The 13170-nt window shown below is 38.2% G+C and carries 11 protein-coding genes; 9 read left to right on the plus strand and 2 right to left on the minus strand.

From position 1 onward, the window contains the following. Positions 1-134: 134 nt before the first annotated feature. A complete protein-coding gene (locus LZ480_RS14425) occupies positions 135-767 on the minus strand; it encodes a BMQ_0737 family morphogenetic spore coat protein (protein ID WP_241370246.1) in 633 nt (210 codons plus the stop codon). Positions 768-1017: 250 nt separating this feature from the next. On the opposite strand from LZ480_RS14425, the gene LZ480_RS14430 reads away from it, so the two are divergent. Then, complete coding sequence (locus LZ480_RS14430) at positions 1018-2004, plus strand: hypothetical protein (RefSeq protein WP_241370247.1); 987 nt, start codon at positions 1018-1020, stop codon at positions 2002-2004. Positions 2005-2466: 462 nt separating this feature from the next. Here LZ480_RS14430 and LZ480_RS14435 read toward each other — a convergent pair whose 3' ends face one another. Further along, positions 2467-2682: a hypothetical protein gene (locus LZ480_RS14435; RefSeq protein ID WP_241370248.1), complete on the minus strand. Its 216-nt coding sequence runs from the start codon at positions 2680-2682 to the stop codon at positions 2467-2469. A 452-nt stretch (positions 2683-3134) separates the two neighbouring features. Here LZ480_RS14435 and LZ480_RS14440 point away from each other — a divergent pair, with 452 nt between their 5' ends. From LZ480_RS14440 to gatC, 8 genes are all read left to right on the plus strand, one after another. Next, complete coding sequence (locus LZ480_RS14440) at positions 3135-4865, plus strand: adenine deaminase C-terminal domain-containing protein (RefSeq protein WP_241370249.1); 1731 nt, start codon at positions 3135-3137, stop codon at positions 4863-4865. 26 nt (positions 4866-4891) lie between these two features. Continuing rightward, complete coding sequence (locus LZ480_RS14445) at positions 4892-5953, plus strand: DUF3048 domain-containing protein (RefSeq protein ID WP_241370250.1); 1062 nt, start codon at positions 4892-4894, stop codon at positions 5951-5953. Between the two features lie 19 nt (positions 5954-5972). Next, positions 5973-6287 carry a YerC/YecD family TrpR-related protein gene (locus LZ480_RS14450; RefSeq protein WP_241370251.1) on the plus strand — a complete coding sequence of 105 codons (315 nt, stop codon included), beginning with the start codon at positions 5973-5975 and terminating at the stop codon, positions 6285-6287. 170 nt (positions 6288-6457) lie between these two features. Continuing rightward, positions 6458-7150 carry a heptaprenylglyceryl phosphate synthase gene (gene pcrB, locus LZ480_RS14455; protein ID WP_241370252.1) on the plus strand — a complete coding sequence of 231 codons (693 nt, stop codon included), beginning with the start codon at positions 6458-6460 and terminating at the stop codon, positions 7148-7150. Between the two features lie 51 nt (positions 7151-7201). Continuing rightward, a complete protein-coding gene (gene pcrA / locus LZ480_RS14460; protein ID WP_241370253.1) occupies positions 7202-9454 on the plus strand; it encodes a DNA helicase PcrA in 2253 nt (750 codons plus the stop codon). Positions 9455-9467: 13 nt separating this feature from the next. Next, positions 9468-11465, plus strand: coding sequence for an NAD-dependent DNA ligase LigA (gene ligA / locus LZ480_RS14465; protein WP_241370254.1), 1998 nt, complete (start codon positions 9468-9470; stop codon positions 11463-11465). Between the two features lie 18 nt (positions 11466-11483). Then, complete coding sequence (locus LZ480_RS14470) at positions 11484-12659, plus strand: CamS family sex pheromone protein (RefSeq protein WP_241370255.1); 1176 nt, start codon at positions 11484-11486, stop codon at positions 12657-12659. Positions 12660-12868: 209 nt separating this feature from the next. After that, entirely contained in the window at positions 12869-13159 is a 291-nt protein-coding gene (gene gatC / locus LZ480_RS14475; RefSeq protein ID WP_241370256.1) for an Asp-tRNA(Asn)/Glu-tRNA(Gln) amidotransferase subunit GatC, read from the plus strand. Positions 13160-13170: the final 11 nt, after the last annotated feature.

Here is a 13170-nt window from a genome sequence, read left to right on the forward strand (position 1 = left end):
GTTGTCAGATTTACTCCTCCTTTTGGGAATTACAGGATATGTAGTGCATTTGCTTATGAAAGCAAAATAAAGAAAGGGATTCCCCTTCCTTTATTTTATGACCATTAAGTTAGAATTAGCACCGCTTACAAATACTATGGAAAGACTACCGAACAATTAGGTGGTCGAGTACCTGGCGAGCAAGCAGCTGATAAATCTGCTCTTGGTTCACAGTATTTTGCATAAAACTCAACTGTAACTGGGAAAGTTGATTGGATGCTTTGGCAAACTGAAATTGACAGCGCTAAATCAGAAAACGTGATAGTATGGTTACCATTATTATGCAATGTGCCTGTAGAGGATACGAAGCAGTCAAGATTTGTATAAGTAACATCTACATTTGTTCCTTCCGGTGCACACATTACAACGTGTTCGCTGCGTGAAATATGGAAGCTATCACTTGTATACATTGTTCCGTTTGCTAAAGTAATACAGATCGTTACTTTAAAGTTCTTTTGAATCGTAAGCTGCTGTAAGCGAACAGATGATCCTTCAATTGTAAACGTACGAGTTTCACGATTCTTAATAACAACAGGATCTTCGTGTGATGGACATACTTGGCATGTAACGCTAGCCCCTCTAGTATGAGCGTCATGTGGTAAACCAGGGAATCTTATTGGGCTCGTTGGAAAACTTTCAAATGACAGTTCTTTGACAACCCAATCGTAAACTTTTTCGACATTGATACAAATTAGTTCCTTTGCTTGAGATGACATTTGTTCCTGCATTTTATTAACACCTCCAAAATATTTTACCTTTCGTTTGTATAGTATGACGCCCCCTCTATAATTGCATAGGCAAAGAAATAGATTGACTAAGGGATTAAAATAATTTTGGTCACATGGAAAAATGATGCCTATGAAAGCAGTATTTCCTTCTTGATAAATAAAGATTTCTGCTATTTGTTTACGGTGTAACATACAGCAGTCCTCTTCAATAACATACATATAGATGTGTAAGAAAAAGGAGTGGATTACAATGGAAGATTCTTCGTCGAATACTACTCTTCACGAAATTGAGAAGCTAAAACAAAAAATTTCCGGATATAGAGGTGCTTTACTGACATTAAAAATGGGGAATTCATTTGATGATTACCTTATTATAAAGAGGGAATTAGATGCACTAAAAATGCAAATATCTAGAATTGAAGATTTCACGAAAACGTTCGATGGAAAACAATATGGACAAAGTGAAATTTACGAAGAACAGGTTAAACAATTTGCCCTTCAATTATCCGTACTTAATCAAACAGTCAAAGAACTTAGTGAAGAAATCTCTAAAATTTCAAAAAAAATAAAAACAAGAATAAGCGAAGAAAAGTTAGGTAAAGGTACAATGGCTGAAAAAGATGAACCTCAAGAAAAAATAGCTAACAGTATATCGGAAAGTAATGATGACAAAACACTTCCAAATAATCATTCATCTAATGTTCCTTATCAGCCATCGTATATCCAGTTACGAAATTTGCCTAATAACGTTATTAAACTACAAAAAGTTGAAGAAGACATTGCGTCTGTCGATCAAACTGAATTAATATTAAATCCAAACGATCGGCATTATTTTGACCAAAGCTACTTTCAACCGAATCATCATCAACAAAAAAATATTTATACTAGATTAAATAAGAATACGTTTGACGAAGCCTCTAATCAATTTAAAAACTTTGGGGAAAATCGAACTATCCCGAAAAGTAATATAGTGAATGGTGATCATCCTAGTAGTGTTGCAAATGAGCCAGAGAAAACGAATGATTCTCCTTCAATCTATCATGAAAATGAAAAAATAGACCCATCTACATTTAATATGGATAAACCTATGAGTGAATCTAATAATGCCTCATTTGTGCAGGAACAACAACCTCAGCCTGAAGCACCACCCGAAAAAATAATCAAACAATTAGAGTCTTCAAATGTTGAAAGTAAAAAACAGAAGAGCTCCTCGATTTTTAATATTTTCCGTAAATAGCACGTATGCTTGGAATATAAATATGGCCTATCATATACAATAATTTAGCCTACTGATGAAGCTGCACTCTTTGAAAGGTACATGTTGAAGCTAGGTAACTTGGAAGCTGCTTCCTGTATTTTGTAGGCGGTAGCTTCTTTAAATGTGCTTTCATTGCCTTCGTCCACTCCCATCGCTTTGTTCATTAAAAACTAAAGTACAGTTAACACCATTTCTAACTTAACGAGTGGACATTGTATGACAATAAACTAAGTGAATAAAGATAAATTTCCTAAAAAAATTTACTAGTTGATTGCCCTTTGTCTCTATTTTTTCAATGAATAAAATAGGGGGGAAGGGAGGTGAGCAGTATGTGTAATTGTATGCATAGCGGTTGCAGTGGTAGTTCTAGGCACGGAAGAGTTCATTGTGGGTCTCCATGTTCCTCATTAGGACCATTTAGAGCAGTAAATGCAGATGCCATTAGGCACCATGGCCATTGCCATAGCCATTGCCATAGCCATTGTCACTGCAGAAGACATGATGAATCGTCATCGTCATCATCGTGCAGAAGACATGATGAATCGTCATCGTCATCATCGTGTAGAAGACATGAATCATCATCATCATCATGCAGAAGACATGAATCGTCATCGTCATCATCGTGCAGAAGACATGAATCATCATCTTCATCTTCATCTTCATCATGCTCATGATCTAGCAATGCAGCACCTAGCTAAGAAGATTAAGATACTAAGGCTAATTTAGTAGGGACAGATAATATTACAGCTCTTGTTACAACATTTCCTGAAATAGTGGGTATTTATGTTTCAGGAACTGGTATTGCTGCAGTCGTAAATCCTACTAGTGGAGCAAGTAGAGGTATTACGATTTCTTAAATATGAAAAAAATGAAAATGGTAATGGAAATACCTCGTTACCATTTTTTTTACGATTAATTTATACCATAATATTACATATAAAAGAGTATCTACTAAATTATCTAAAAATTTACCTTGCAAATACTTTGCTTTAGGAAAGTGCTATGTTACGATGAAAATATGTTAGAAAATATCTAAAATTTGTTGAATTGCATAAAAATGTTAAGAATATATTTAATTCATCCAATTCAAATTTGAAAGGAGCGTTAAAATGCCAGAAATTAAATGGAAAATAAATAATATACGAAAACAAGTTAGTATTATTGATGGGCATGCCGCTCCCAATTTAGTACTACAAAACGCAAACTATTTACATAGCATGCTAAAAACATGGGTGACAGGCAACATTTGGATTGCCGATGACCGCATTGTTTATGTAGGAAAGGAAATGCCCTCTAATATAGAAGGAACAGAAATAATTGATGTAGCAGGGAAAAAGATTGTGCCAGGCTATATCGAACCGCATGTGCACCCGTTCCAGCTCTATAATCCACATAGCTTTGCGAAGTTTTGTGCTCAAAGTGGTACGACGACGTTTATTTCTGACAATATGACGTTTGTTTCATCTATAGGAAATAAGAAAGCGTTTTCTTTTATGGACGAGTTAAGTAAGCTACCGTTTTCTTTTTATTGGTGGAGCCGTTTTGATTCGCAAACGGAGCTTGAAAATGAGGGAGAGCTTTATTCGAATGCGTCAGTTATGGAATGGCTAGAGCGTTATGACGTCATTATGGGTGGAGAACTTACGGGTTGGCCACGTCTAATGCGCGGGGACGACCAAATGTTGTACTGGATTCAGGCAGCCAAGCATAAAGGGAAAAAAATTGAAGGGCATTTACCGGGAGCATCAGAAAAAACGTTAACAAAGATGCGTTTATTTGGTGTTGATGGTGATCATGAATCGATGACAATTGAAGATGTAGAAATGCGTTTGCAACATGGTTATGCGGTGACGCTACGTTATTCTTCGATTCGCCCGGATTTACCGCAGCTGTTAAAGGCTATTGTCGATAAGGGTTACGATGTATTCGATCATTTAATGATGACAACAGATGGTTCAACACCGAGCTTCCATCAAGATGGAGTGATAGATAAATGTATTCGTGCCGCACTTGATGCAGGTGTACGTCCAGTAGATGCCTATAATATGGCAGCTTATAACGTCGCTCGCTATTACAATATGACAAATCTACATGGTTTAATTGCAACAGGTCGCTATGCAAATATCAATATTTTAACAGACGAACTTTCACCAACTCCAGAAGCAGTTTTATCGAAAGGGGTTTGGTTGAAAAAAGAAGGGGTAGACACACATGCTTTCCCAAAAACAGACTTAACGGTATTTGGCGAGCTAGCAATGGATTTTGATTTACATGAAGCTGACTTCCAATTTTCGATGCCAATCGGAATTGAGATGGTCAATGATGTTATTACGAAGCCTTATAGTGTTAAGGGCCAAGGTCACAATAATGTATTATCAACGAATCATGACGAAAGTTATTTAATGCTTGTAGATCGTCATGGTAAATGGCGTATTAATACGATGATAAAAGGCTTTGCAACACATGTGAAGGGCTTTGCATCTTCGTATTCGAATACGGGGGATATTATTTTAATTGGGAAAAGTATGCATGAAATGCTACATGCCTTCGAAGAACTAAAAAAAATGAACGGTGGAATTGTGCTTGTTGAAGATGGACAAGTTATCGTAAAAATTCCGTTAGCATTAGCAGGTAGTGTGTATGATGGTGATGTTCAGGAGCTGATCCCTCTGGAAGTTGAATTAAAGCAATCATTAATGCAACGTGGGTACCATCATTCAGATGCAATCTATACACTATTATTTTTACAATCTACGCATTTACCATATATTCGAATTACGACGCGCGGTATTTTTGATGTTATGAAAAATACGGTGATGTTACCGGCCATAATGCGTTAATCAAACATTCTAGGGAGGTGGTTAGCATGAAAAAACGTAATTTACTCGTTTTCGCAATGTTGAGTGCAGCTATTATTTCAGGCTGTTCCGATAAAGAGCAAGCACAGGAGCCCGTAAAAGAAGCTGAGCAAGATGAAATTGAAACAAATGAAGAGGAACTTGAGGTTTCCGAAGAGTTACCATATGTAACGCCATTTACAGGAGAGCGCGTTGCAGAAGAAGTAACGACAAGACCAATAATAGCAACGATAAATAATCATCCACAAGCTCGCCCGCAATCAGGACTTGCTGCTGCGGATGTTATTTATGAAATGTTGGCAGAAGGGGATGTCACACGATTTTTAGCATTATACCAATCCGAAATTCCAGAATCGATTGGACCTATTCGAAGTGCACGTTCGTATTTTATTGATATTGCTGCAGGATTAGATGCCTTTTACATTGCGCATGGTTATAGCCCAGAAGCCAAAACAATGTTAGATAGAAAAGTAGTAGATCATATGAATGGAATGCAATATGATGGCACGTTTTTTAAACGTTCTTCGGAAAGAAAAGCACCTCATAATTCCTATATTACTGGAGAAAATGTAGTCGCTGGTGCAGAAAAAGTAGGGGCTTCATTACTTTATCAGAAAAAAGTATCATATCCATTTTATGAAGCCGAAGATAATGTTAAAATAGGAGTAACTGCTAACGAGATAACGATGAAATATAATAATGGCGGTTCATTCAATAGTCATTATGTTTATGATGCCGAAACAAATCGTTATACACGTTATTCAGCAAATGCTGAAACAATTGATCATGAAACGAATGAATCGATTGAATTGGCCAATGTTCTATTTTTTGAAATGCCACACCGAATAATTGATAGTGAAGGTCGACGAGATATTACGATTACAGGTGGCGGCAATGCGTACGTAGCACAAGCTGGTACAGTACGTGAAGTGAAATGGAAAAATGCAGACGGTTTGTTAGTCGCTGTAGAAGAAGATGGGACAGATGTGAAGCTCGTACCAGGGAATACGTGGATTCATTTTGTGCCAACAACACCAGGCTTAACGACGGCTGTTACATATTCAGAGTAGAGAGGGAATGGTGGGCTACATGCAGGTTGAAAAGATTCGCGGTCATCAAACAGATCAGTTATTTAAAGCGGTTCTAGAGTTAAAAGATATTGAGGAATGCTATAAATTTTTTGATGATTTATGCACGATTAGTGAAATCCAATCATTAGCACAGCGTTTTGAAGTAGCACATTTATTACGTTTAAAGAAAACGTATGAGACAATCAAAAAAGAAACAGGTGCTTCAACAGCAACCATTTCACGCGTTCGTCGATGCTTCGATTACGGTAATGATACTTATGATGAAATGCTTGGTCGTCTTTATCCAGATGAAAAGCCATTTACTTCAAAGTAACAAACAGCTCATCCATATAATTAATAGGATTAAGCTTAAAAGACTGAGCAAATTTATTCGCTCAGTCTTTTAATATTTTTCTTAGATTCGTTATACTATTAGATAGTCGCAATTATAAAGAAATGACTTAAAAACGTTAATATAAATTTTAGAGATAGGTGGAAATTAAAATGGATTATTTAACTTGGCGTCATGTGTTTAAATTAGACCCTGCGAAGGAAATTTCAGATGAGGCGTTAGAGCAAATTTGTGAATCGGGTACAGATGTGATTTTAGTAGGTGGTACGGATAATGTTACGCTTGATGGCGTGCTTGAATTATTAGTACGTGTGCGACGTTATTCTGTGCCGATTGCGCTTGAAATTTCTGATGTCGAAAGTATCTCGGCTGGCTATGATTATTACTTCATTCCCTCAGTATTAAATAGTACCGATACTAAATGGGTGAAAGATTTGCATCATGAAGCAATTAAAGAATTTGGCGATGTTCTAATTTGGGAAGAGCTTGTTGCTGAAGGGTATTGTGTACTAAATCCAGATTGCAAAGTGGCACAAGTTACGAGTGCCAAGACGGATTTAACTGAAGAGGATGTTGTTGCTTATGCACGCATGGCAGAAAATTATTTCAAACTTCCAATTTTCTATTTAGAATATAGCGGTGCTTATGGTGATGTCGAGATAGTGAAGGCTACTGCCGAAGTACTAGAAAATACAAAGCTGTTTTACGGTGGAGGCATTACGTCGATAGAACAGGCTAAAGAGATGGCAGCTTATGCAGATACAGTTGTAGTTGGCAATATTATCTATGATGATTTAAAAGCTGCATTAAAAACAGTACAAGCCGTGAAAAATACAGTAAAATAAATTACAATAGAACAAATGGGAACGAACGTTCTTTTTATAGGAGGTTGCGGTATGGAGCACATAGCAAAAAATTTACTGACAGGCATGAATTCACAGCAAGCCGAAGCAGTAAAAACTACAGAAGGCCCGCTACTGATTATGGCGGGTGCTGGCTCAGGAAAAACACGTGTACTAACGCACCGTATCGCGTATTTAGTCGTTGAACGTGAAGTATATCCATCAAAAATCTTAGCGATTACATTTACAAACAAGGCGGCGCGCGAGATGCGTGAACGTATTGATGGTATTTTAGGAAACGGTACGACAGAAAGTATGTGGGTATCGACATTCCACTCGATGTGTGTGCGTATTTTACGTCGCAATATCGATCGTATCGGTTACTCAAAGAGTTTCTCGATATTAGATAGCTCTGACCAGTTAACTGTTATTAAAAACATTTTAAAGCAGGACAATATCGACCCGAAAAAATACGATCCACGTGCAATTTTGAATACGATTAGCTCCGCGAAAAATGAATGCATTACGGCAAGTGGGTTCGAAACGAATATGAACCCACATAATCCATTCGAAAAAATTGTGGCGCAAGTGTATAAAGGCTATCAAAAACGCCTAAAACAAAATCAAAGTGTCGATTTTGATGATTTAATTATGCTAACAATTCGCTTATTTAAAGAAGCGCCAGACGTATTAGAATTTTACCAAAATAAATTCCAGTATATTCATGTTGATGAGTATCAGGACACAAACAAAACACAATACTTATTAGTTCAAATGCTAGCGAAAAAGTTCCGCAATATATGCGTGGTAGGGGATTCAGATCAGTCTATTTATCGTTGGCGTGGTGCCGATATTACGAATATTTTATCGTTTGAAAAAGACTACAAAGACGCGAAAGTCATTATGCTTGAGCAAAATTACCGTTCGACACAACGTATTTTACAAGCAGCGAATAGCGTTATAAAAAATAATAAAAATCGCTATAAAAAGGTTCTACGTACAGATAATCCTGAAGGTGAAAAAGTGCAGCTTTATAAGGCGGGCAATGAGCAGGACGAAGCGCAATACGTCGTGCGCACAATACAAAAGTTGATGCAAGGGGATAACTATAAGTTAGACGATTTTGCTATACTTTACCGCACAAATGCTCAGTCGCGTGTAATCGAGGATGTACTTGTGAAATCGAATATGAACTATCAAATCGTGGGAGGTACAAAATTCTACGACCGCAAAGAAATCAAAGACTTACTTGCTTATTTACGTTTAATTGCGAACAATGACGACGACTTATCGTTAGCTCGCATTATTAATGAGCCAAAGCGTTCAATTGGTGCTACGTCATTCGATAAGATGCTGGGCTATGCACTAGAACAAGACCGTTCGATTTTTGACGCGATGGGCGAGCTTGTGTTTATGGGCTTAACAGGCAAGGCGGCCGCATCAGCTGAAGCATTTTACAATATGATTCGTTCATTAAGTGAGCGTCAGCAAGAGCTTTCTGTGACTGAAATCGTAGAAGAAGTACTCGAAAAATCAGGCTACCGCCAAATGCTAAAAGGTGAGAAGTCCATTGAAGCGGAAAGCCGTTTAGAAAATATTGAAGAGTTTTTAACTGTCACACAAGCGTTTGAAGCGCGTAGTGAAGACCAATCATTAGTCGCATTTTTAACTGATTTAGCACTTGTTGCGGATATTGATACATTAGATGAAGAAGAGCAAAAGAAAGGCTCTATTATATTAATGACAATGCACGCGGCGAAAGGACTAGAATTTCCGATTGTGTTCATTATTGGAATGGAGGAAAATATATTCCCACATTCACGCTCACTTGAAAATGAAGAAGAAATGGCTGAGGAGCGCCGTTTAATGTACGTAGGTGCAACGCGTGCAGAACAGCGTTTGTATTTAACTTGTGCAGGCTCACGTACGATTTTTGGTCGTACAGGCTACAACGCTCCGTCCCGCTTTTTACGTGAAATTGATGAAGAAGTAATAGAGCAAGTAACGCGCAGTAACGCAAATAGCTACCGTGATAGCTCGTTACCGTTTTCTTCAAACCGCTACGATCGTGCGCGCTCACTTGGCGAAATACAAAAGCCATCTTCACAAATTTCACGCTTAAACTCTACTGGTGGCAATCAGTTTGACTGGAAGATTGGCGACAAAGCATCGCATGGTAAATGGGGCATAGGTATGGTCGTCAGTGTAAAAGGGGAGGGCGATGGAATGGAACTAGATATCGCATTCCCAGCACCAACAGGAATTAAACGATTGCTTGCAAAATTCGCACCGATTACAAAGGCTTAGGAGGAAAAACTTAATGAATGAAATTGAACAACGAATTGCGGAGCTAAATAAGCTACTTCATGAATATGGCTATGCGTATTATGTAGAAGATAAGCCACTTGTAGAAGATAGCGTGTATGATCAGCTACTACATGAGTTAATCGCGCTAGAAGAAGCGAATCCACAATTTATTTATGTAGACTCTCCTACGCAGCGTGTTGGTGGCGCGGTACTTGAGGGCTTCCAAAAAGTAACACATCAAACGGCGATGCTAAGTTTATCGAATGCCTTTAATGAAGCAGATTTACGCGACTTTGACCGAAAAATTGCTCAAGCGGTCGGTTCAAATTATTCGTATGTGTGTGAATTGAAAATCGATGGTTTAGCGATTTCACTACGCTATGAAAATGGTGTGTTTGTACAAGGGGCAACGCGTGGTGATGGCTCGGTTGGTGAGGATATTACAGCGAACTTAAAAACGGTTAAAGCCATTCCACTACGTTTAAAAAAACCGGTAACAATCGAAGTACGTGGGGAAGCGTATATGCCGAAAAAATCGTTTGAACAATTAAATGCAAGTCGTATCGAAAACGGAGAAGAATTATTTGCCAACCCACGTAACGCCGCAGCAGGCTCACTACGACAGCTAGATTCAAAAATCACCGCCAGCCGTAATTTATCAACGTTTATTTATGCGATTGGTGGCGACGGTGAGAGTTACGGTATGGCCGGTCATTGGGAGATGCTGAAGTACTTAGAGAACTTAGGTTTCCCTTCTAATAAAGAACGTGAATACTGTGAAACAATTGACGACGTTTTAGCGTTTATACAAAAGTGGACAGAGGCACGCCCAAATTTAGCTTATGAAATTGATGGCATTGTTATTAAGGTAAATGCTTATGCACAGCAAGATGAATTAGGCTTTACCGCAAAATCACCGCGCTGGGCAATTGCTTATAAGTTCCCAGCTGAAGAAGTTGTTACAAAGCTTATAGATATTGAACTAACAGTAGGCCGCACAGGTGTAATAACACCAACTGCGATATTAACGCCTGTACTTGTTGCAGGAACAACGGTTAGCCGTGCTTCACTGCACAACGAAGACTTAATTCGTGAAAAGGATATTCGCCTTGGAGATACGGTCATTGTACGTAAAGCAGGCGATATCATTCCGCAAATAGTTGGTGTCATCGTAGAACAGCGTCCAGAAGATGCCGTATCTTATCAAATGCCCACACACTGCCCGGCTTGTGACGAAGAAGTAGTACGCATCGAGACGGACGTAGCATTACGTTGCGTGAACCCGCTTTGTCCAGCGCAAATCGCAGAAGGCGTGAAGCATTTCGTATCGCGTAATGCGATGAATATCGATGGGCTAGGTGAAAAAGTAGTAGAGCAGTTACTGCGTGAAAACTATATTCAAGATGTGTCAGGTCTTTATGACTTAACGATCGAGCAGCTTGTAAACCTAGACCGTATGGGACAAAAATCTGCAACAAACTTAGTAGATGCTGTTGCCAAATCCAAGGACAATTCACTTGAGCGTTTATTATTTGGGTTAGGTATTCGTCACGTTGGGGAGAAGGCAGCGAAAATTTTAGCAGAACACTTTGAAACGATGGATGCCTTAATGCTAGCAACAGTCGATCAACTGAAGGATATTCACGAAATTGGCGATAAAATGGCAGAATCAGTAGTAGCATATTTTGCAAATGAGCAAATTCAGGAACTAATCAACCGACTAAAAGACCGCGGCATTAATATGACATACAAAGGCAAAAAAGTAGTTGTGGAAGTGGGTACTAACCCATTTGCCGGAAAAACAATTGTACTTACAGGAAAACTACAGCAATTGACACGTAACGAAGCAAAGGCGAAAATAGAACAGTTAGGTGGAATTGTAGCAGGGAGTGTTAGTAAAAAAACCGATCTTGTTATCGTAGGTGAAGATGCCGGCTCAAAGCTTGAAAAGGCGCAAAGTCTCGGCATTGAAATTTGGGATGAACTACGCCTAATCGACCAATTACTATAGTAAAGGGGACTTGTTCTCATGAAACGTTACCGCTGGATACCGGCGATGATTGCAGCTGTGATGCTATCAGCGTGTACACCAAAAATTACACCTGATACAGAACTCACACAGGAATCGGATTCTACGCAACAGGTGGAAACAACGATTATCCCAAACATGCAAATTAGCGATAAATTTTATCGTACGCTAATTCCTTACAAGGAAAGCGCAAGTCGTGGATTAGTCGTTTCGAATATTAATACGAAATATGATATGAAAGAAGCCGAAACCGGCTTAATGCGTATTTCTCAAAATTTCTTCGACACAGAAAAATATTATTTCCAAGAAGGCCAATACTTAGATGAGGAAACGCTAAAATATTGGTTAGCTCGTCCGAATCAAACAACGGATAAAGGCCCTGAATATCAAGGTTTAAATCCATCAAGTATTGATGAAAAAACAGGTGAAGAAATGGAAGCAACGGTTAGAGCAACGGAAGCACCTGTTTATTTAGCACACATCATCGAGCAAAATTATTTAACTAAAACAGATGATAATAAAGTAAAGCTTGCAGGGATGTCTATTGGTCTTGCATTAAACTCAGTTTACTATTATCAAAAAGAGCAATACGGTGAGTTTTATGAACAAAAAATTCCCGAGGATGAGCTGATTAAAGAAGGTAAAAAGATTGCACAAGAGGTTGTTAACCGATTACGCGCACGTACAGAATTAGCGGATATTCCGATTACAGTGGCTCTCTTTAAACAAGAAGAACGTAATTCAATTGTTCCAGGTTCATATTTGACGTATAACTTTGCTGATAGTGGTAAAACAGCATTAGGCGATTGGGAGGACATTAACGAAAAATATGTCACATTCCCAATGAAATCGCCTGACGATGTATACCGTGACATGAACACAAAATTTATGAACTTTAAGCAAGAGGTTGATAAGTACTTCTCAAACTTTACAAGTATATTTGCAACAGGCTTCTATCAAAATAAAAAAATTCAAAAGCTTGATATTGAAATTCCAATCCAATTTTATGGAACAGCTGAAATTACAGGCTTTACACAATATTTGACAGGCTTAATGCTCAACCATTTACCACTTGATCTGCACATAACGGTCAGCATTACATCGGTAAACGGACCAGAAGTCTTAATTATTAAAGAACCAAACAGTGACGAGCCGTTTGTGCATATTTATGAGTAAATTTTGTGCAAAAATACCATGCTTAAAGTAGCGTGGTATTTTTGCTTTGTTAAGAGAAAAAACACTGCACTTCACTAATGCGTTAATTTGACGAAAAAACATCTGCGTGATACGTCTCTTTCGTTAATTTTTAAGTGAAGCGCAGATTTTTAGAGGGAAAAATGATATGATAATAAGCATGGTCTAAACGAATTTTGGAGGTGTAACAAATGGCAAAATTATCAAAAGAAGAAGTAAAACACGTAGCGAATTTAGCTCGTCTTGCCATCACAGAAGAAGAAGCAGAGAAATTTGCTAAACAATTAGGTAAAATTACTGACTTCGCAGAGCAGTTAAATGAATTAGATACAACAAACGTAGAGCCTACTTCACACGTTTTACCATTAGTAAACGTACTTCGCGAAGACGTAGCAAAAGAAGGCTTATCACGCGAAAAAGTAATGCTAAATGTAAAAGAACAAGAAGCTGGTCAAATTAAAGTACCATCAATTATGGAGTAATAGGAGGAAAT

The organism is Solibacillus palustris, assembly GCF_022549215.1.
Taxonomy (GTDB): Bacteria; Bacillota; Bacilli; order Bacillales_A; family Planococcaceae; genus Solibacillus; species Solibacillus daqui.

What these genes read in the sequence shown, in the direction of transcription:
- LZ480_RS14425 (WP_241370246.1), bottom strand. Translation starts at nt 767, where the DNA reads ATGCAGGAACAAATGTCATCTCAAGCAAAGGAACTAATTTGTATCAAT.
- LZ480_RS14450 (WP_241370251.1), top strand. Translation starts at nt 5,973, where the DNA reads ATGCAGGTTGAAAAGATTCGCGGTCATCAAACAGATCAGTTATTTAAA.
- pcrA (WP_241370253.1), top strand. Translation starts at nt 7,202, where the DNA reads ATGGAGCACATAGCAAAAAATTTACTGACAGGCATGAATTCACAGCAA.
- LZ480_RS14470 (WP_241370255.1), top strand. Translation starts at nt 11,484, where the DNA reads ATGAAACGTTACCGCTGGATACCGGCGATGATTGCAGCTGTGATGCTA.
- LZ480_RS14430 (WP_241370247.1), top strand. Translation starts at nt 1,018, where the DNA reads ATGGAAGATTCTTCGTCGAATACTACTCTTCACGAAATTGAGAAGCTA.
- LZ480_RS14435 (WP_241370248.1), bottom strand. Translation starts at nt 2,682, where the DNA reads ATGAAGATGAAGATGATGATTCATGTCTTCTGCACGATGATGACGATG.
- LZ480_RS14440 (WP_241370249.1), top strand. Translation starts at nt 3,135, where the DNA reads ATGCCAGAAATTAAATGGAAAATAAATAATATACGAAAACAAGTTAGT.
- LZ480_RS14445 (WP_241370250.1), top strand. Translation starts at nt 4,892, where the DNA reads ATGAAAAAACGTAATTTACTCGTTTTCGCAATGTTGAGTGCAGCTATT.
- gatC (WP_241370256.1), top strand. Translation starts at nt 12,869, where the DNA reads ATGGCAAAATTATCAAAAGAAGAAGTAAAACACGTAGCGAATTTAGCT.
- ligA (WP_241370254.1), top strand. Translation starts at nt 9,468, where the DNA reads ATGAATGAAATTGAACAACGAATTGCGGAGCTAAATAAGCTACTTCAT.
- pcrB (WP_241370252.1), top strand. Translation starts at nt 6,458, where the DNA reads ATGGATTATTTAACTTGGCGTCATGTGTTTAAATTAGACCCTGCGAAG.